The 19,059-nt window shown below is 65.2% G+C and carries 20 protein-coding genes; 8 read left to right on the forward strand and 12 right to left on the reverse strand.

The features are described 5' to 3' along the window. The 3 genes from FJ956_RS30945 to FJ956_RS28885 all read left to right on the forward strand — a co-directional run. Positions 1-376 (forward strand): hypothetical protein (locus FJ956_RS30945; RefSeq protein WP_246672233.1); only part of this gene is annotated, 376 nt, incomplete at its 5' end. 252 nt (positions 377-628) lie between these two features. Next, the gene (locus tag FJ956_RS28875; RefSeq protein WP_140684411.1) at positions 629-913 is read left to right on the forward strand and encodes a hypothetical protein; all 285 of its coding nucleotides are present in this window, start codon (positions 629-631) and stop codon (positions 911-913) included. Positions 914-1,089: 176 nt separating this feature from the next. Continuing rightward, complete coding sequence (locus FJ956_RS28885; RefSeq protein WP_140684413.1) at positions 1,090-1,182, forward strand: lasso RiPP family leader peptide-containing protein; 93 nt, start codon at positions 1,090-1,092, stop codon at positions 1,180-1,182. A 124-nt stretch (positions 1,183-1,306) separates the two neighbouring features. Here FJ956_RS28885 and FJ956_RS28890 read toward each other — a convergent pair whose 3' ends face one another. The 11 genes from FJ956_RS28890 to FJ956_RS28945 form a co-directional block, all read right to left on the reverse strand. After that, positions 1,307-2,497, reverse strand: coding sequence for a hypothetical protein (locus FJ956_RS28890; RefSeq protein ID WP_140684415.1), 1,191 nt, complete (start codon positions 2,495-2,497; stop codon positions 1,307-1,309). A gap of 172 nt (positions 2,498-2,669) precedes the next feature. Further along, a complete protein-coding gene (xth, locus tag FJ956_RS28895) occupies positions 2,670-3,446 on the reverse strand; it encodes an exodeoxyribonuclease III (protein ID WP_140684417.1) in 777 nt (258 codons plus the stop codon). Between the two features lie 167 nt (positions 3,447-3,613). Beyond that, positions 3,614-4,270 (reverse strand): alpha/beta fold hydrolase, encoded by a 657-nt coding sequence (locus FJ956_RS28900; protein WP_140684419.1) that lies wholly within the window; start codon positions 4,268-4,270, stop codon positions 3,614-3,616. 238 nt (positions 4,271-4,508) lie between these two features. Further along, positions 4,509-5,627, reverse strand: coding sequence for a tetratricopeptide repeat protein (locus FJ956_RS28910; protein WP_181170388.1), 1,119 nt, complete (start codon positions 5,625-5,627; stop codon positions 4,509-4,511). Next, positions 5,624-6,535: a Ku protein gene (locus FJ956_RS28915; protein ID WP_140684423.1), complete on the reverse strand. Its 912-nt coding sequence runs from the start codon at positions 6,533-6,535 to the stop codon at positions 5,624-5,626. The genes FJ956_RS28910 and FJ956_RS28915 overlap by 4 nt, the downstream gene beginning before the upstream one ends. 363 nt (positions 6,536-6,898) lie before the next feature. Continuing rightward, positions 6,899-7,186 (reverse strand): GIY-YIG nuclease family protein, encoded by a 288-nt coding sequence (locus FJ956_RS28920; RefSeq protein WP_140684425.1) that lies wholly within the window; start codon positions 7,184-7,186, stop codon positions 6,899-6,901. Between the two features lie 165 nt (positions 7,187-7,351). Further along, positions 7,352-9,844 (reverse strand): DNA ligase D, encoded by a 2,493-nt coding sequence (gene ligD, locus FJ956_RS28925; RefSeq protein ID WP_140684427.1) that lies wholly within the window; start codon positions 9,842-9,844, stop codon positions 7,352-7,354. Positions 9,845-9,912: 68 nt separating this feature from the next. Then, entirely contained in the window at positions 9,913-10,137 is a 225-nt protein-coding gene (locus FJ956_RS28930; RefSeq protein WP_140684430.1) for a hypothetical protein, read from the reverse strand. Between the two features lie 95 nt (positions 10,138-10,232). Then, complete coding sequence (locus FJ956_RS28935) at positions 10,233-11,462, reverse strand: GNAT family N-acetyltransferase (RefSeq protein WP_140684432.1); 1,230 nt, start codon at positions 11,460-11,462, stop codon at positions 10,233-10,235. Positions 11,463-11,471: 9 nt separating this feature from the next. Continuing rightward, a complete protein-coding gene (locus FJ956_RS28940) occupies positions 11,472-12,779 on the reverse strand; it encodes a hypothetical protein (RefSeq protein WP_140684434.1) in 1,308 nt (435 codons plus the stop codon). After that, a complete protein-coding gene (locus FJ956_RS28945) occupies positions 12,776-13,960 on the reverse strand; it encodes a glycosyltransferase family 4 protein (protein WP_140684436.1) in 1,185 nt (394 codons plus the stop codon). The genes FJ956_RS28940 and FJ956_RS28945 overlap by 4 nt, the downstream gene beginning before the upstream one ends. Positions 13,961-14,336: 376 nt before the next feature. Here FJ956_RS28945 and FJ956_RS28950 point away from each other — a divergent pair, with 376 nt between their 5' ends. The 5 genes from FJ956_RS28950 (at position 14,337) to FJ956_RS30955 (ending at position 17,786) form a co-directional block, all read left to right on the forward strand. Continuing rightward, complete coding sequence (locus tag FJ956_RS28950) at positions 14,337-15,503, forward strand: DUF1972 domain-containing protein (RefSeq protein ID WP_181170391.1); 1,167 nt, start codon at positions 14,337-14,339, stop codon at positions 15,501-15,503. Further along, complete coding sequence (locus FJ956_RS28955) at positions 15,500-16,789, forward strand: cellulase family glycosylhydrolase (RefSeq protein WP_140684440.1); 1,290 nt, start codon at positions 15,500-15,502, stop codon at positions 16,787-16,789. The genes FJ956_RS28950 and FJ956_RS28955 overlap by 4 nt, the downstream gene beginning before the upstream one ends. A 335-nt stretch (positions 16,790-17,124) precedes the next feature. Beyond that, a complete protein-coding gene (locus tag FJ956_RS28965) occupies positions 17,125-17,307 on the forward strand; it encodes a hypothetical protein (protein ID WP_246672234.1) in 183 nt (60 codons plus the stop codon). Positions 17,308-17,376: 69 nt separating this feature from the next. Beyond that, positions 17,377-17,604, forward strand: a complete 228-nt coding sequence (locus FJ956_RS30950) for a type II toxin-antitoxin system HicB family antitoxin (RefSeq protein WP_246672235.1) — start codon at positions 17,377-17,379, stop codon at positions 17,602-17,604. Then, positions 17,574-17,786, forward strand: coding sequence for a type II toxin-antitoxin system HicB family antitoxin (locus FJ956_RS30955; protein ID WP_246672236.1), 213 nt, complete (start codon positions 17,574-17,576; stop codon positions 17,784-17,786). Before FJ956_RS30950 ends, FJ956_RS30955 begins: the two co-directional genes overlap by 31 nt. Here the strand turns inward: FJ956_RS30955 and FJ956_RS28975 are convergent. After that, positions 17,745-19,028: a VpsF family polysaccharide biosynthesis protein gene (locus tag FJ956_RS28975; RefSeq protein WP_246672237.1), complete on the reverse strand. Its 1,284-nt coding sequence runs from the start codon at positions 19,026-19,028 to the stop codon at positions 17,745-17,747. The two genes, FJ956_RS30955 and FJ956_RS28975, sit on opposite strands and share 42 nt — an antisense overlap. Positions 19,029-19,059: the final 31 nt, after the last annotated feature.

Consider the following 19,059-nt stretch of genomic DNA (forward strand, 5'->3'; position numbering starts at 1 on the left):
AAAACGCACGAAACTGTTCGCGATGTCTTCGCACACCTGTTCGCGATGTCCCCAGTCCATACAGGGGGGAGATCAGCTGTCACGCCGGCTTTCGCCAATTTTCAGCGTGGTCAAAGCTGTCCCGGCAAGCTCTCAAGCAATTCACAAAACCCAATATCCGTGCCGCAGCTCACAGCGTCTTGCTGTCGAACTGGCCGTTTTGCTTCATGAGCTGGAGAAAAGCCTTGGCTTCTTCGTTACCATGCTCCGCCGCCTTAACGAACCATTTGGCGGCTTCCGGGTAGTTTGGCTTGCCGCCTATCCCGCTGTAGTAGAGCTTGGCGAGGTTGAGTTCGGCACTGACATTTCCAGTGCTGGCCGCGCTCGGGTGCCCTAGGCGCCGGCGCGGCGGCGACTTCCTTCGCCGGTTCGCTCCCCGGCGCCCGCCAGGGACCGAACTGGTCGGCGACGATCGCGATCAGGGCCAGAAGCGGCAAAGCGAGTGCTGCGCGGCGCAACCGCGGATGGCCGGCCGGCGCGATCCCGGCGTCGCGGCCGAACAACGGTGCGGCCGGATCGTGCCCGGCGGCGCCCGGCAGCAGACCGACGAGGAAAAGCCAGCGCCGCATAGAGCTTGGCGAAACAGGCAATGCCGACGATCAGCATCGCCAGCGCCAGCAGCCTGTCGGTCGATCTCTTCATCGGTCTCCCCCCGCGCCTCGCAGTCCGCTCCCTTGCAGCATGGCAGCAAGCCGGCCCCGGCATCTTAGCCGAGCTTGCTGCCAAGGCTAAGTGCAAGACCTCACACAGCTTCGCCGGACGATATCCGGTTCCGGCCGGCGCGGTCGCCCACTATTGGGCGGCGGCTGCATCAGTAGAACGCTGTCCGCAGGAACAGGACAGCCCGCTCCAGCCGGTTATTGACAGAAATTGATCATGTGAGATTATCCGCCGGGGATTTTTAAGGAGAGCAATCGGATGAAGAAGACTTATGAGAAGCCGATTTTCGTCCGCAAGGGCAAGCTTTCAGCTGTTGTGGCGGGTTCGCCCGTGCCGGGTTGATGAAATCATCGGTGCTTTGTCGGCATTGATTAACGGGGGAAATTTGGCATGAAGAAGATTTACGAAAAGCCGGTTCTCGTCCGCAAGGGCAAGCTTTCGGCTGTTGTGGCGGGTTCGCCGCTCGCCAACGGCAACACCTGAGCATCAAAGCCACTCGACGGCCTTAACGCGCCGGCGCTTGTCATAGGCTAGAGTTAGCCGGCAAGCGGCGTGTGTGCTTGCCAAAAGCCCGGAGGCCTGGTCCGCAGGTACGGCTCCGGCCGCTTCAGAGCGCCACGATCAGATCGTCAAGCACGGCCTGCCAGTGGTGTCTGGTTGAGATGCGCACACGCGTCACCGCCTGCAGCATGGGCGCGTATTGAACGGGTGCCAGCGCCGACAACACGATCTCGTCGCGCGCGACCGCCTCGTCTCCCAACCAGCTTTCCACCAGCGCCAACTCTCCTTCCGAGGCCAGCCAGGCCGCCGTCAGCATCACAGAATAGAAGCCGAAAGGCGCGTCGCGGCCGAACTCGGCCGGATGGCCGCTGCTGGTATAGGCGATGTAGGCGCCCGACACGTTGCCGTTGACATAGCCTTCGCTGTTTGGGGTGTGATCGCGCGACATGGCGTTGAGATTGTGCCAGTCGACCCCGGCGTGGCCCGACGGCACCTTGCACAGGCCGCGCGGTGTTATGTCGTCGAAGCCGACGGTCTTGAGCGGCGCGTCGGGCGCGAGCGCGCCGGGCGCCAACAGGCCGAGGTCGATCGGATAGCCCGACAGCTTGAGCCGCCGGTCGAGCCCGGAACCAGCAATGGCGATTTCATCGGCATCGACGCCGAGCGGGAAGCGGAAGGCTGCGTCCGCGGGCAGTGCGTGGCGTTCGAGCAATTTGCCCCTGCCCATGACCGACAGCGTCGCTTCCATCCCCGCCGGCGTACTGCCGCTCGCCGTCCGCCCCGGCGCGAGGCCGACCGGTTTCGGCAAGCCCTCGCCGGCGAGGCCGACCATGGATTCCGGCCCATCCGCGATACGCACCGCCTGGTCCTGGTTGGCGCTGCTGGCGCGCCAGCCGGGTGGCACCGAGACCGAGAAACGATAGAGCCCGGGCCGCTGGATCGCCGCGCTGCGGCGCTTCGACGACATCGGGAAATTGGCGAAACCGGCGGCGTTGCTGCGCGCCGAGGCAAGGAAAGCGCCGCGCTCGTCATAGAGCCGCACCATGATGCCCGCCATCGGCCGGTCGGCCACGCCATAGGCGCCGTCGCCGTCGACATCCATGTAGACGAAGGACGAGAAGTTGAGCTTACCGGATGTCGGCGCCCAATGGGCGCGCGGCGCATAGTCGCGCGCCGAGTTGGGGTTGCCGCGCGCCCTGCGGCGCTTGCGGCGCCAGCGCAGCGCGATCGCGATGATGGCTACAGCGCCGGCAAGGACGAGGGCCGAGATGAGGGCGACGAGGATGATGTCAGCCATGAAGCGATAGCCGGAGATACATGCCCAACACCATGGAGTCGCTCCCGTCGTAATTTCTTGGCAGACTAGCGTTGGATGCCGATGCTGCAAGACAGGTCTGTGGGTGGCCATGTCGCGTTGAGACGCCGGCGGGACAGCGCCGGCCTCCCCTTCTCCCCTTTGCGGGAGAAGGTCAGGTCGTCAACTCCACCCAAACCGGCGCGTGATCGCTGGGATTGTCACCTCCCCGTACCTCGCGGTCGATGCCCGCCCCTTTCAGTTTTCGAGCGAGCTTCTTCGACAGCAATATGTGGTCGAGCCGCAGGCCCGCGTCGCGCTGCCAGCGGTTCCGGCGATAATCCCAGAAGGTGTAGAGTTTTTCTTGCCTGGGAAAAACCTTGCGCAGCGCATCCGTCCAGCCCTGCTCGGTCAGCGCGGCAAAGGCGGCACGGCTTTCGGGCTGCACCAGCGCGTTGTCGTCATAAGAGCGGGTGGCATAGATGTCGCGCGGCTCGGGCACGATGTTGAAGTCGCCGGCCAGAACCACCGGCAGGCCGGTGTCGAGCAGTTGCTCCGCATGAGCCGCGAAGCGCTCGTGCCAGGCGAGCTTGTAGTCGAATTTCGGCCCCGGTTGCGGGTTGCCGTTCGGCGCGTAGAGACAGCCGATGACGACGCCGTCGACGGCCGCCTCGATGTAGCGCGCCTGGCGGTCGGCATCCTCGCCGGGCAGCACATCGCGCGTCAGGACGGGCTCGGCGCCGCGCGCGAGGATCGCCACGCCGTTCCAGGTCGGCTCGCCTTTCCACACCGCGCCATAACCGGCTTTGGCCAGGCGGGTCAGCGGGAATTGGGTGTCGCGGGACTTCAGTTCCTGCAGGCAGACGACGTCGGGTTTGGCGCGCGCAAGCCAAGCCAGGAGGTTCTCCAGCCGGCTGTTGATGTTGTTGACGTTGAAGGTGGCGATCTTCATTTGCCGAGGACGCCCGTCGGTTCGTCATCCTCGGGCTTGACCCGAGGATCCATCCCGTGACTTTCGCCGTGGAACGCTGCGGAGCGGAATTCTGGAACGCCGCAACGCTCGTCTGTAACGGCATGGATTCCAGGGTCTGCGCGCGTCGCTCCGCTCCTTGCTCCGCCCTAGAATGACGAAGCCGATGGCTGCGCCAGCTTGGCCTTGATCGTCTCCGCCACCGTCTTCAGATGATCCGCCGTCGAAAAACCCGAGATCGCCTTGCGCGGCTTCAAGTCGTGGTCGCCATCCTCCAGCCAGACCACCTCGATGGCCGGGGAAAGCCCATAGGTCGCGACCTCGTCTTTCGTGCCGAACTCATCGCGGGTGCCCTGGAAGATCAGCGTCGGCGTCTTCAGGTCGGCCAGATGTTTCGTTCTCAACTGCTCCGGCTTGCCCGGCGGATGGAACGGATAGCCAAGACAAACCAGCCCGGCGATCTCGCCCTTGGCGAACATCTCGTCGGCGACCATGGAAGCGACGCGGCCGCCCATCGACTTGCCGCCGATGATGAGCTTGCCGGTTATGCCCCTGGCGCGAAGGTCGGCGATCGCCTTCACATATTCCGGGTTCACCGTCTCGGCGCGCGGCGGCGGCTTGCGGTGACCGTAACGGCGCGCCGCCATGTAGTGGAACTCGAAGCGCGCAACCTGGAAGCCGGCCGCCGCGAGCGCCTTGGCGGTGGCCGTCATGGAAGGCGAATCCATCGACGCGCCGGCGCCATGCGCAAGCAGGATGGTGACGGGGGCGGTGTCATCGCCGTCGAAGAGGAAGTTGGTCGTCATAGGACTGTTCTCGGCGCGGCGGCGAAGCTGCTGATCTCCCCCCTTGTGGGGGAGATGGCCGGCAGGCCAGAGGGGGGCGCGAAGGAACGCGGACCTCGCTCCTTACAAAACGAGAATCCTAGAAGTCGCGGCCGCAAACGGTTGAGAGGCAGGCGGGACAGCGCCCCCCTCTGTCCTGCCGGACATCTCTCCCACAAGGGGGGAGATTGGCTGTCGCGTCGGCCTTCGCTCATCATCCTCACCCCGCCGTGCGCGCCATGTGCAGATCCACGAACTGTACGCCCTTCTGCGCCAGCCGCGCCCATTCGGAGTCGGCATCCAGCTCGAGATATCGCGCCCACAGCCGCCGGGCCTCCAGCAGGCTGCCCGCATCGAACTCCAGCCGCGCCAGATTGAACACCGGATCGGCATAGGTCTTGTCCAGCGCCATCGCCTTCTGGAGGTGCCGCCTTGCCGAAGCAATCTTGCCCTCGTCGCTCATCAGGCCGGCTAGATTGAACCAGGCCTCGACGAAACCCGGGTCGAGTTTTATCGCGCGCGCATAGTCATGCGCGGCTTCGGCAACCCGGCCGGCGCCGCGCAGGCAGTTGGCGCGGTTGAAGGCGGCGATCGCATCCTTGGGATCGATCGCCAGGCAGCGCTGGTAAAGGACCGCGGCATCGTCGCGGCGCCCCTCCTCTTCCGCCATCTCCGCCTCGGCGAAGAGCTCCTCCAGCGTGTCGTCTTCCGGGCTGCCGAGGTCGAACAGCAATTGGCCGTCGAGCTCGCTCCTGCCCTCGTCGAGATAGATCGCATCCGGGCGGCCATGCTGCGAGCCGAGGTTGAGCGACTTGGCGGTGAGCGAGGCGACCGGGCCGGAGCGGTGCACCGAGCGGGCGATCGCGCCCCAGGTGGCACCGCTGGCGATCAGCCCGGCATATTTCCTTGCCAGGATCAGGTCGCGGAAGGAATAAGGCTCGGCGTCATGCTCGAACGCGTCGAACAGCGACAGCATATCGAGATCGCTGCCGGATAGCCGCGACTGGTCGATCAGCGATTGCCTGGAGAGCGACGAGGCGTCGGGCGCCTTCATCAGCCCAAGCAGGCGCAGGAAACCGTTCTCGCTGACCAACGCGCGGCCGGCTTCGCGCTCGGCCTTGGCGCGGCGCTCGATCTCGACGTCGCCGGCTTTCGTCGCCTTGGCGAGGAGCGTGCGGCCGATGACGACATGAGAGGTGCGGCGGGTGACGCCGCGCCTCAGCTCCGCGTGACGGCGCTCGACCTCGCGCGCGGCAAGCCGCAGCGGAAAGGCGGCCAGCGCGCCGACGACGCCGAAGACGGCGCCGGGAACGATCACTGGTCCCGTATTTCCCGTCACTTCTTGCTCTTGCCGACGGCCTTCAACAGGTTCGCCTTCAGCGGGTTCTCAGGCGCGCCGCCGCCGGCGGCCGCCTTCCTGGCGGGTTTTGCGGGCGCTTCCTCGGCCTTGCTCTTCGACTTGGCCGGGGGCTTCGCCTGCTGCGACAGGCTGGCTTTCAGCGCATCCATCAGGTTGATGACATTGCCGCGCTCCGGCGCGGCCGCGATGATCGGCTTGTGGCCCTTCAGCTTCTCGCGGATCATCGCCATCAGCGCCACCTCGTAGCGATCCTCGTAATTCTTCGGATCGAAGTGGGTTTCCTTCTGCTTGATCAGCGCCTCGGCCAGCTGCAGCATTTCCGCGTCGGGCTTCGCATCCGGAATGTTGCCGAAATATTCAGTCGTGCCGCGCACTTCGTTGGGGTTCCTCAAGGTGCAGACGAACATGCCGTTCTCGCGCGCGCCGATCGTCACCACGCGCTCCCGGCTGGAGAGCACCAGCCGGGCGATGGCGAGCTTGCCGGACTTGCGCATGGCCTCGCGCAGCACCGCGAAGGTTTCCTCGGCCATGGCGCCGTCGGGCGCCAGGTAATAGGGCGCATCCTGGTAGATGACGTCGACCTCGCCTTCGTCGACGAAGGCCTCGATGTTCATTGTATGATTGGATTCGATCCGGACCGCATCGAGATCGGCGTCATCTATGATGATGTACTGCTTGTCCTCATATTCGTAGCCGCGCACCAAATCCGAGCGCTCGACGAGGCCGAGCTCGGGATCGACCGGCTTCATGTTGATGCGGTTGTGGGTCTTCTTGTGCAACTGGTTGAACGAGATGCGCTCGCTCGCGCTGGTGGCCGGATAGAGCCGGACCGGACAGCTGACGAGGCTGAGCTTGAGGTAACCTTTCCAACTTGCCCTGGGCGCCATGATGAACTCCTACGCGGCCATGCACTGACAGTATGTTTGGAGCATGGTCTTGTCCAAAAACCGGTTCCCGCTTTTTGGGACCATGCTCCTTGCAGCGCTTCGTCCGGAGGACGATTGAGGCTGCGGAAATCCTACACCGACCCCTGATTGTACTGCCGAATTCCTGACGAAGTGTTTTCTGGGGCGGGTGGCGCGGAGGATAGTTCAAATTGTAGGGAGCGTCGATGGAGATGGATTAAGACGCTGGCGACTGCCGAAAGCCCCGACACTTCGTCATTCTAGGGCGGAGCAAGGAGCGAAGCGACGCGCGCAGACCCTGGAATCCATGCCGTGACGCCTGAGCGCCGCCACGGTGCAAAACGTTCACCAGCCAACTCCGCGAAAGAGCTCGAACCATTCCGGATTGGTCTTCTCGATCAATTCGACCTTCCATTGGCGCGGCCAGCGCTTCAATGACGTCTCCCGCAGGATAGCGTCAGTGATGTCGAAATACTCCTCGTACCAGACGAGGCGCTGCACGCCGTAACGGCTGGTGAAACTGGAGCCTTGCCCGGTCTTGTGCTCGGGGATCCGACGCGCGAGGTCGTTGGTGACACCGATGTAGATCGTGCCGCCTTTCTGACTCGCGGTCATGTAGACATAGCCGGTCATCGATTGATGTTAGCTTGCGGTGTTGCAAGTGACCATTCTGGACCGCTGCATCCTACGGCCCGCGTCACGGCATGGATTCCAGGGTCTGCGCGCGTCGCTTCGCTCCTTGCTCCGCCCTAGAATGACGAAGTGCAAGGGCTGCGCCTGCTGGCAACCGTGACGTCACTACCTCTCCGCCACCACCGGCAAATCCCTGGCCGCCTCATCGATCTCCGCCCAGGGATCGCCCGACGTCTCCAGCAGCCCCGGCAGCGAGGCGTAGTTCAGGTCTTCCGGCGCGTCGATGGTCTCCAGGTCGGTCCAGCTCACCGGCGTCGAGGCCGGCAGGTTGGTGCGGGCGCGCAGCGAGTAAGGCGCGGCGGAGGTGTGGCCGCGGGCGTTGCGGTGGAAGTCGATGAAGATGCGCTTCTTGCGGTTTTCCTTGCCCATCGTGGTGGTGAAGGTGTCGGGCGCGCTCGCGGCCAGCAAAGTCGAAATGGCGCTGCTCACCTGGTGCAGTTTCTTCCAGTTCTGCTTTCTGGTCACCGGCACGGTTATGTGGATGCCCTTGCCGCCGGAGGTCTTGGCGAATGGCACCAGGCCGAGGCTCTCCAGCCCGCCCTTGATGTGGACCGCCGCCTCCACCACCTCGCGCCAGGAAATCCCCTCGCCCGGATCGAGGTCGAAGACGATCTGGTCGGGCTTGTCGAGTTTTGTCCGATGCGTGCCCCAGGTGTGGAACTCGACGACGCCGAATTGCGCCAGCGCCAGATAGCCCTTGGCGTCTTCGACCGAGAGATAGGTTTTCGTCTCGCCTTCCGAATTGCTGCTCTCGAACACCGCCACCGAAGGCGGCATGCCGGTGAAGGCGTGGCGCTGAAAAAAGCAATCCTGCGGCTTTCCGGTCGGGCAGCGCACCAGCGACACCGGACGTCCCAGGATATGCGGCAGCATGAAATCGCCGACCAGCGCGTAATAGACGGCGATGTCGAGTTTTGTGGGCCCGGTCTTGCCGAACAGCCGCCGTTCCGGATTGGTCACCCAGATGGTGGCCAGGTCGGATTCCGAGATCAGCCGCTTGCGCTTGACCGGCGCCGGCGTGGTGAGCCCGCCGACATCGCGCAGGCCGCGAAAGACGCCGTGGCGCAGCGAATTGTCGGCGGTGCGGTTGGCATAGTGGATGCGGGCCGACAGCAGCGGCTTCACCCAGTGCATCTCGCGCATGATCTCGCGCGGCGCGCCTTCGGGCGGCGTGGCGCCGGCGGTCAGCCGTTCCAGCCGGGCGAGGAGATCCCGCGCCATATCGCTGTCGAAGCCGGTTCCAACCTTGCCGCGATAGTGCAGTTCGCCATTCTCGAATTCGGCCATGCCCAGCGCCGCCAACCCTTCAGCCCGGTCGGAAACGGTGTAGCCGGCGATGACGAAGTCGCCTTTCTCTTGCGCCTTCACCTTGGTCCAGCTCTTGGTGCGGCCGCTTTGGTAGATGGCGTCGGCGCGTTTGGAAACGACGCCTTCCAGCCCGAGTTCCGTCGCTTGCTGGTAGAGCCCGCGCCCGTCGCCCTCGACATGATCGCTATACTGGATGGCGGCGTTGGCGGCTTGGCCGGCGAGGAGTTCGCCAAGCAGGGCCTTGCGCTTTTGCAGCGGCGCCATGCGGAGGTCCCAGCCATCGAGATGGAGCAGATCGAAGGCGTAGAAATGCAGTTTCGAGCCGGCGCCCTCGGCCAGCGCGTCCTGCAGCAGCGCGAAGCGCGAGATGCCCTTGTCGTCGAGCACCATGATCTCGCCGTCGATGATCGCCCGGCTGACCGGCAGCCGCGAAAAAGCCTGCGGGAGATCGCCATAGCGTTTTGTCCAGTCGATGCCCGCGCGGGTGATCAGCCGCACCTCACCATCGATGACATGCGCCATGGTGCGGTAGCCGTCGAACTTTATCTCGTGCAGCCAGAGCTCGCCGGTGCGCCCGGCGGGATCATCGCCGCCCGGCGGTTTCGGCACCTGCGTGGCGAGCTGCGGCTCGACGCGGCTTGGCGGGTCGCCTCTCACAGCGCCGGGCAGCGCGCCGGGCTTCAGCGAACCGGCTTTCGGCGGCAAGCGCGGCGGTTTCTTCACGGCGACCAGTTCCTCGATGCGCCGTCCCGATTTCACACTTTCCGGCCGCGCTTCGAGGATGTCGAGCTTGGCATCGGCAGCGAGATCGCGCTCCTTGAAGAGCAGCCAGTTCTTCTTGTTCTCATCCTCGCCGGGCTTGGGCTTCAGCCGCGTCAGCATCCAGCCGCCGTTGAGCTTCTCGCCGGCAAGGCGGAACTTGAAGGCGCCGGTCTTGAGGCTCTTCTCGACATCTTCCATCGGCGCCCAGGTACCGGTGTCCCAGACGATCATCGGCCCGCCGCCATATTCGCCCTCGGGGATGACGCCCTCGAAGTCGATATATTCGATCGGATGGTCCTCGGTCTCGACGGCGAGACGCTTGTCGGCGGGGTTGAGCGAGGGCCCGCGCGGCACCGCCCAGCTTTTGAGCACGCCGCCGACTTCCAGGCGCAGGTCATAGTGGTCGGCGGTGGCGTGATGCTTGTGGACGACGAAGCGGTTGGCCTCTCCGCCCGCGAGGCCGCCCGCCGGCTCGGGCGTGCGAGAGAATTCGCGCTTGGCGCGGTAGGGTTTGAGGTTGGCGGCCATGGGTCAGGCGCTGAGGCGCAGAATGGAATGCGGCGAAGGCCGAGTCGCGGCGGAGCAAGGAACCGGGATCAATCGTCAATCGCCGGCGTCAGTTCCAGCTCGGCCGGCGTCAGCCCTTGCCGCAATTGGCTCAGCCGGAACTCGTCGACCCAGTAGGCCTCGCCATCGACCAGCACGCGGGCGCTGTAGGAGCCGCCGGAAAAGCGCTGCGCGGTGACATAGACCTTGTGACGGTCGAGCGCGGTCTTCACCGCGGCGCGGCGGGACTTTTCTCTGGCGACGGGACTGGCCATGGCCTCACTCGACAACGCTGCCGCTGGAGATGCGGCTGTCCATAAGCATGGCGGAGAGCGGAATATGAGTCAATTTGCCGGGTGCAGGCGGCCGCTCACCGCGGTGCCCGCAGCCGCCGCCAGCGCTGCATGAATTCCTGCGCGACCTTGAACAGGCGGGGATTGTCGCGCACGAAGGCCACGCCCCGACCGCGGTATTTTATGGCCTCGCTCGCCGCCATGCCCTTCAGCGTGATGCCGTAGCAAAGTTCGGACAGAACCGACTTCACCGCGCCCATATGTTCCTTGTAGCTCTGGTTGCCGACCGACAGGTCGAAATAGTCGAACCCCTGCCCGCGACCCCATCTGATCAGCTCGCCCATGATGCAAAGTCCCGGCGAGACATTGGGAACCGCGCCCTGGTCGATCGCGACCAGCAGCGCGTGCAAGGTGCCCAGGTGGGCCGCCAGGTACTGGACCGCGACCACGACGTCGCCGGCGCGCAGGCCGAAGATCCGCACCGAACCGTCCGTCAGGCCGCGATGCGCGGCGTCGCGATAGAAATCGACCACCGGCGGCTGCGCAAGAAGATCGAAGCGGCCGAGCTCGCGAAAACGGCTGAGCCGCATCTCGACCAGCTTGCCGAAGATGGAGTCCACCAGGGCCGGCGTGTCGGCCTCGACCAGGGCCAGGCCGCCATTGCGATCGAGCCGGCGCAGATCCTTGTTGAGCGCCTTGACGAAGGACGGTCGACAGATGCGTTTGACGACGGTTTCGGCGTCGCCGTCCATGGCGATGCCGTAGTGCGAGTGGATGGAATCGCGCGCCGGCGCAAGCAGCGCCAGGGGATTGGCGACGCCGCCGATCTCTTTCGGGATACCGACGATGTGGATGCGGTCGGCCGGCGGCAGCACGGAAAGCACCGCCGCCCAGGCGACCTCGGCGGATTGCCTGGTCCAGGGCGTCGCGTCGGCGAGCAACGGCGCGGAATAATCGCACACGCCGCAGCTCAGCCATTCGATCACCCAATGCTGGAATGCGCGGCGCCGCATCAGCGGCACAAGCATCCTCGGCTCGCCCGTGGCGGCATCCCTCACCTCGACGATCGCGAGGTCGGCTTTTTGCGGCACGAGCCCTTCGACGATCCCTTCGGCCCAGGCGAAATGCTGGTGGCCGGTGCACACGCCCTCTGTCTCGAGACGCAGCCAGAGCGGTTTGACCGCTTCGAGGCTGGTGTGCAACTGCGCCACGTAAGCGCCGCTGGCGGCGCCGGCGGCGTGCGGTGCGGCCTCATCGTCGGCCAAGCCGGTCGTCATTGCGGCCATCGGCATTGCCTGGCTTGCCACATCATTCTCCTATCGTCTCTGCACTGCCAGCGTGGCCGCGCGGCGCCAGGCGCCGAACAAGCTGGGGCGCTGCTCGTTCGGGTGCTTGGAGTTCCACATACGGTGAGCAGCGAAATACCATGAGGCCACGAGCACGAAGGTCTCGGAGACCGCGGCTCCGGCCAGCGACCATGTCGACGGCGCGACGGCCAACAGAGTCCCGATCGTCGCCAGCCCGACAACCGCGCCGGCCATGGTGATGAAGGCGACGATGCGGAAATCGCCGAGGATCTCGAGGACCACGCGCGGCATGACATAGGCCATGATCGGCACGAAGTTGGCGATGGCGAAAAGCCCGATCAACCCGACCGAGGCATGCTGCAGGGCCTGGGATTTGATCATCGGCAAGATGAACAGGATGCCGCAACCATAGGCCAGACTGCCAAGCCCCATGACGAGCGCCCAGATCTTGGCCTGCGTCCACACGCGGTCGAATTCCTTGTTGCGCACCAGCTTTGCGAGTTCCGGCTGCGTCATGTTCGAGAAGGCAAGGCTGGAGATGCGCAGTGGCGCAAACAGCACCAGCACCGCCGCCAGCGGCGCATAGGCCGCGGGTCCGGCGATGCCGGCGACCAGCAGGGCCAGGCTTTGCCCCTGGATATTGGTGGTTGTGGCGCTGAACCCCGACCAGCGAAGCTGCGGCCAGAGCTTTGCATAGCGCCGCAAGGTCGGCGCGCGGAAGGAGATACGCAGCCTGCGGCGCGCCAGCCTCACCAGCACGGCGATGCCGGCCACATTGGCCACGGCAAGCGCATAGAAGGTGACCTGAAGCGCGTCCTGGAAGAACCAGATCGCCGCTCCTGCGAGCACTATGCCCGCGATCGTGAACGCGGCGTCGCTGACGGAGACGACGAGTTGCATGCGGCGCGCGAAGAAGGCGGTGCGCATGTGGCTGCGCAGCGACCAGGCCCCGACGAAGCAGGCGGCGCCGATGCCGCTCGGGTCGCCCAGGAGGCGCATCAGCAGCCCGGTGCCCAATCCCATCAGCAGCGCCACCACCAGCGCCGCCGATCCGAAGGTCACGTCGTAGGCGTCGACGCCAGCGCTGTTGGCGCTTTTGCTCATCCATACGGTGGCGGGAACGGCGGTGAGCGAGCGGATATAGGACAAGCCGACGCCGCCCATCACCATGGCCAGCGCGAAGAGCCCGTAACCTTCGGCCGACAAAAGATGCAGCAGCGCGATGTTGAGGGCGAAATGGAAGCCGCTCTGCATCGCCTCGCCGCCGATCATCAACATGAGGCGTTGCACCAGATGGGCCGGGAAGGTGAACTTCACGGGCTCGTCTCCGCCTCGCGGGCGACACGCGCCCGCCCCTGCCACGGCGGCGTCGCCTTCAGCTTGTCGGCCACGATCGCCACGATCGCGGCGGCGGCGATCGGCTCGCTGAAGACCGCCTCGTAGCGCGCGCGACCGGCGGCGGCGAAGTCGCGCCACGGATCGGGCCGCAGGATGATCTCGCCGAGCTTGCCGGCAAGGGCGGCGGCGTTGCCCGGCGGCACATGCCAGCCGGTCTCGCCATCGGCCACCACTTCCACCAGCCCGCCGATCGCCGACACCAGCGGCGGCCGTCCCCAGCCCATCGCCTCGATGGCGACGCGGCCGAGCGATTCCGGGCGGCGCGACGGCACCGCGACGATGTCGGCCCAGCGATAATGGTCGGTGGGGTCGGAGACGAAAGGCAGCACCTCGACATGCCCGGTCAGCCCCATGCGCCCGACCAGCTCGGCCAATGCCTGCTCGCGTTCGACGCTTTCGAAGGCGCCGCCCACCAGGCGGACCTCGACGCGGTCGCGCAAAGCGGGCTCCAGCGACGCAACCGCTTCGAGCAGCACCTCCTGCCCCTTGATACGGTTGACGCGGCCAAGCAGCAGGACCTTGAGCGGGCGGCTGCCATCATAGGTCATCGGCAGTGCCGCGGCGGGACCGGCAACGCCGTTATAGACGACATGCGCGCGCCGCCCCTTGGCATCGAGGGCCGGCGGATCGCCGAAGGTGGCGCGCGTTGCGCGCGAGTTGAAGATCAGATCCGCCTTGCTCCAGCGCATCAGCGCGACAAGCACCTTGCGCAGGACGCCCTCGGGGATTTCGTGGATATGCAGCAGCGCCTTGCGCGGCAGGAGCCGCGCGGCCAGCGCATAGTCGGCGATGATCGAGGTGTTGATATAGGTCAGGTCATTGTCGCGCATGCGCCGCCAGGCGCGCCAGAGCGCCGCCGGCAGCCGCGCCATCTCGACGGTGGCGAGCTTGAGCATCGCCTGGCGCCTGAGCACCCAGAGCGGTTCGAACACGATGCGGCTGGCATGCGGCTTGAGGATATCGACGATCGGCCCCTCGCGCGGCAGCACGACCTCGATCTCGGCGGCCGGAAACGCGGCGCGCAGCGCAGCCACGCTCTCCGCGAAGCTGCGGTCCGAACCATAGAGCTCGTAGCCCTGATGAACGCAGGCTATGCGCATTGCTATCTTTCCACCTTGCACCCCGAGTCCGCTCAGCACCGGACCCTTCAAGCGCGGAAGGAACTTCATGCCAAATCCGCACGCCGCTCTACCCAGCGGTGGCCACTGCAGGCCTGGGAGCAAGGATCATGCCGGGTCCCGAATGCCCGGTTGCGACCCAGGAACCCCGGCCATGCCCCGTATCGATACAGATACGTGGCGAAAGTTGACCGATAATGAAGCAAGCCATGCGGCTTGAAGAGAAATTTTACACCTTCATGTGAATATTCGTCCTGGGGGTACCCTGGCACGGAAGTTGCTGGGCGTGTCATTGACCTAACAACAACCATGACCGGACCCCGGGGAATCCTTTATTTTGAAACCGGAACGACCTTCCATCCTGATCGAAAAGCCTTCGATCCTGATCCTGGGAACGCGCGGCATTCCGGCTTCTCACGGCGGCTTCGAAACCTTCGCCGAGCGGCTGGCGCTTTTCCTGGCCGGACGCGGCTGGAAGGTCGGCGTCTACTGCCAGAAGGAAGTCGGGCGCGTCGGGCAAAGGGTGACGACCGAGACCTGGCGCGGCATTGAGCTCATCACCATCGAGGTCGCTTCCAAGGGTCCGCGCGCGACGCTGGAATTCGACTGGCAATGCGTGCTCGACGCCGCCAGGCGGCCGGGCGTGTGCCTGGTGCTCGGCTATAATGGCGCGGTGTTCCTGACCTGGCTCAGGCTCATGCGGCGCAAGATCATCACCAATATGGACGGCATCGAGTGGCGGCGGCCGAAATGGGGGCCGGCGGCGCGCAGCTGGTTCTGGCTCAACGAATGGATCGGCGCCTGGGTCTCGCACCGGCTCGTCGCCGATCACCCGGCGATCGCCGACCATCTGGCGACACGGCGGCCGCGCAGCGCCATCGCCACGATCGCCTATGGCGCGGACCCGGTGACCTCGGCGCCGGAGGAACCCATTCGCGCGCTCGGGCTCGAGCCCGGCAAATATCTGGTCTCGATCGCGCGGATCGAACCCGACAACAACATCCTGCCGATCATCGAAGCCTTCCGCCGCCGCGATCGCGGCGACATGAGGCTAGTGGTGCTCGGCACGCTCAACGATGACATTCCTTACCACCGCGCCGTGCGCGAAGCGGCAGGTTCCGTGGTGATGCTGCCGGGCGCGATCTACGACCAGGCGATGGTGAAGGCGCTGCGCTATCATGCGCACGCCTATATGCACGGCCACACCGTGGGCGGCACCAACCCCTCGCTGGTCGAGGCGCTGGCCGCCGGCAACATGGTGATCGCGCATGACAACCGCTACAACCGCTGGGTCGCCGGCGAGGCGGCGATCTATTTCAGCGACACTGAGAGCCTGAGCCAACGGATCGACGAGGCGCTGGCCGACGACGCGCTGGCGGCGCGCTGCGGCAAGGCGGCGCGGGCCCGCGCCCGCGAGGCCTTCCGCTGGGAAGACGTGCTTAGCGCCTATGAGAAGGAAGCGCTGCGGCAACTCGGCGTTGCCACCGCCGCGCCGGCGAAAGCCGACCGCGCCAAGCACGCATGACCGGCCCACACACGGCCGGCTGGTCGCGCCGCCGTATCCTCGGCGCGGCACTGGCCGCGGCAACGGCGCCACTGGCGACAGCGGTCTCGCCACTCTCATATTCGGCGCAGGCCGCAACCGGCGCATGGCCTTTCAGGCGCGGCGTCAACACCTGGCCGTGGTTTGCGCTGACGCGCGAATTTCCCGCGCCACGCACCGACTATGACTGGCCGCCCTTCCAATCGCAGCGGCCGGTGCCGACACCGGCCGACCTTGCCCGGCTGCGCGCCAGCGGCCTCGATTTCATCCGCCTGCCCGTCGATCCGGGCCCGTTCCTTGCAGCCGATGCGGGCCAGCGCGCCGACCTCATGGCAATGCTGAGCGCGGCGGTCGAGGCGGCCGTCGCCGCCGATCTCGGCGTCATCGTCAACGTTCAAGCCAATGGCGCTACGCATTACTGGAATCCCGACCGCATGTATTCCAGCACCAGCGCGCCTGAGTTTGCGCGCTACCAGGTCTTCGTCGGCGAGGTGGCCGGCATGCTCCAAGGCATGGCGCCCGGCAGAGTCGCGCTGGAGCCGGTCAACGAACCGCCGCAGGACTGTTCTTCCGATGTCTGGCCCAAGGTTCAGGCCGCGCTGCTGAGGGCCGCGCGGGGCTCGGCGCGAGAGCTGCCGCTGCTCACCACCGGCGGCTGCGGCTCGATGGTACGCGGGCTGACCGCGCTTGATCCGGCGCCGCTGGCGGGGTTCGAGCCGATCCTGTTCACCTTCCACTTCTACGAGCCCTATCTGTTCAGCCATCAGGGCGCGCCGTGGATGCGCGAGCCGGTCTACCGCGCGCTGAACAACGTGCCCTGGCCAGCCTCCGCCGGGACGCTGGAAGGAACACTGACCTCGGTCAGGGCAAGGATGGCTGAGGACACGGAGAGGTCCGACGAAGCCAAGAGGGCCGCTTATGCCGAGACCGAGAAGGTGCTCAAAGTCTATTTCGATGCGCAGCCCGACCGCCGTTTCATCGACGGCTACCTGAAGCAGGTGAGCGACTGGGCGGACAGAAACGGCATCACGCCTGAGCGTATCATCATGGGTGAGTTCGGCGCGTTGCGCACCGATGCCCGATACACCGCGGCGCCCAATCCTGACCGCGCCCGCTACATCGCCGATGTCCGGCAGAGCGCCGAAGCCGCCGGCTTTCCCTGGGCGTTCTGGGACCTGTTCGACGGTATGGGCATGATGGACGACACAACCCGCGCGTTCGATCCGGCGATGGTCGAGGCGCTCGGGCTGAGGATGCCGCGCGCTTGACTTGCTGAATCACCAAACCGCGCTAAGGGTTTGGTTTCATGCAAGAGCGGTCGAGAAGCCCGCGCTTGTCTCGCGGCGTCGATCCTGCATCGCTCACACGTAAGGCGTGCCGGCCATCGCTGCTTTCAGGCCTGCTGCGCCCTTGTCGACCAGCGCCAGGAAAGCATCGTTCGCCTTCTCCCCGCTGCGGGTCTCGCGAAAAGTCTAATGCGCCTTGTCAATCGTGCTGGCGCCCGAAGCAAGACCGCACATTATTTGCGCATTTTTTGCTGACAGTCGAAAAAATGTGCAAATAATTGCACATCGACTTGATAAGGGCTTGATAAGGGATTGTCGTGCCAGAGACCAACACCGCCAAGATCAAAGCTCGCCTGGAGCGGGAAGGCTGGCAGCTTGGCGGCGGTTCGAAACACGACAAGTACAAGATGGCCGGGAGGTCGACGATCATGGTTCCCCGGCACAAGACCGTGACGCCCTTGGGGGCCTGTTCAATAGCGAAGGCGGCGGGCTGGGAGTAATCCCGGCTCTCTCACCATGGTTCATCAAGAGCAAGAGACGAACAACACAGGATCAGGACAGGAAAAGACATGTCTCGCTATATCGCGCTCGTGGATGCCGCCGACGGCACGATCGGTGTGTCGTTCCCCGATGCACCGGGCTGCGTGGCCCAATCAGAAAACCGGGATGAGGCATTCAAGGATGCAACTGCTGCTCTCGCAGAATGGGTAGCTGAAGAACTGGCGGAGGGCCGTGATGCGCCCGCCCTCGAAGCATGGATGAGCTTATGGCTGATGGGGAGGTACGATCGGCCTTGACCGATGGCGCCGTTTTGATCTCGGTCCCTCTCATTCGAGACTATGGCCGGCCGGCCCGGGCCAATATTTCATTGGATGCCGGCTTGCTGGCCGACATCGACGAAGCAGCTCATCGACTTGGTGTTACCAGGTCTGCGTTTCTAGCCGCGGCGGCGAGGGAGAGGCTTAAGGAAACCGTCTGATTGCCCCCTCACCGGCCTATAAAGCGCCAGCGCGATCACCACGAATTTGGTCATCAGCGTCGTCTTGGAAGCGATGCTTTCGGAGGTGTTGAGCAGGATGAGCCAGCCCAGCATCGGCAGCCAGATGCCCGAATGGCAGCGGCGCGCGACCTCATGCATGAACAGCGCGAAGCCGAAGAAGATCAAAAGCGTGAAGAACGCCCCCTGGTAGAGCGTCAGGCGCAGGATCGGGTTCTCGATGCCCTGCTCCAGGCCGCTGATGCGGCGCATGCTGTCGAGCAGATCGATATCGGGTCCGACGATCAGGTCGCGCAGTTCCAGGTGCCTGAAGAGATCGAACATCTCGACGCGGGCATTGGCGCTGCCGCTGTCGGAGACGAAACGTTCGAGCAGCGCGTCGAAGAAGCCGTAGTAACCGGCGAGCGCGAGCGCCAGCGGCAGCAGCGCGGCGAGCATGATAACCAGCGCGGCGCCCAGAAGGTTGACGCGTCCGGTCGTGAGGTGCGCCACTCCGCGGACGAGCAAATAGACGCCGCCGAGCAGGATCGTCAGCACCATTCCCGAGCGGCCGCCGAAGACGACCAGCGCACAGAACTGCAGGCCGACGAGCGCCAGCCTGAGCGGCGTCGGCAGGGAACGCGAGCCGGACAGCAGCGACAGCACGTAGATGGAGGTGACCGTGGCATTGGAGAGCGGGTGCCCCTGCAAAGCCGTCGAGCGCAGATCGTTGACGAACACCGCGCCGTCGAACCGATATGGGAACACGAGATGCTTGGTGCCGAACTCGAACAGCGCCAGCAGCGCATTCACGGTCATGACGACATGGATGACGGTCTGCAGCCGGGCAAAGGTCTTCTCGTCATCCTCGCTGAGCAGCAGCACGAGCAGAGCGGGTGCTACGAACGTGTCGATCATGCCGGCCATGCCGGGGCGCTGCCTGAGGATGACGACGAAGAGAAGCACCGTCGAGATCACCGCCATCAGTGTCGTGGCCGGCCGCTTGTTGGTGACATGGACCACATAGCCGGCCGGATTGCCGAAGGTGCAGGAGCGCCAGACGAAGACGAGCACGAAGAGATAGGTGGATGGGTGGATCTTGCTCAGCGGACTGCCCTGCAGGCCGTCGTAATTATAGCCGGCGAGCCACAGCATGCCGCCGGAGACGGAAAACAGCAGCAGCACCGCGACGGTGATGCCGAGACGGGTCAGCGTGTCGACAGGAACAGTGCGCGGGCCGGCCATGCCGTAGCCCGAAGCAGGAACAGGCCGGGCG

Source organism: Mesorhizobium sp. B2-4-3, from assembly GCF_006442815.1.
Taxonomy (GTDB): Bacteria; Pseudomonadota; Alphaproteobacteria; order Rhizobiales; family Rhizobiaceae; genus Mesorhizobium.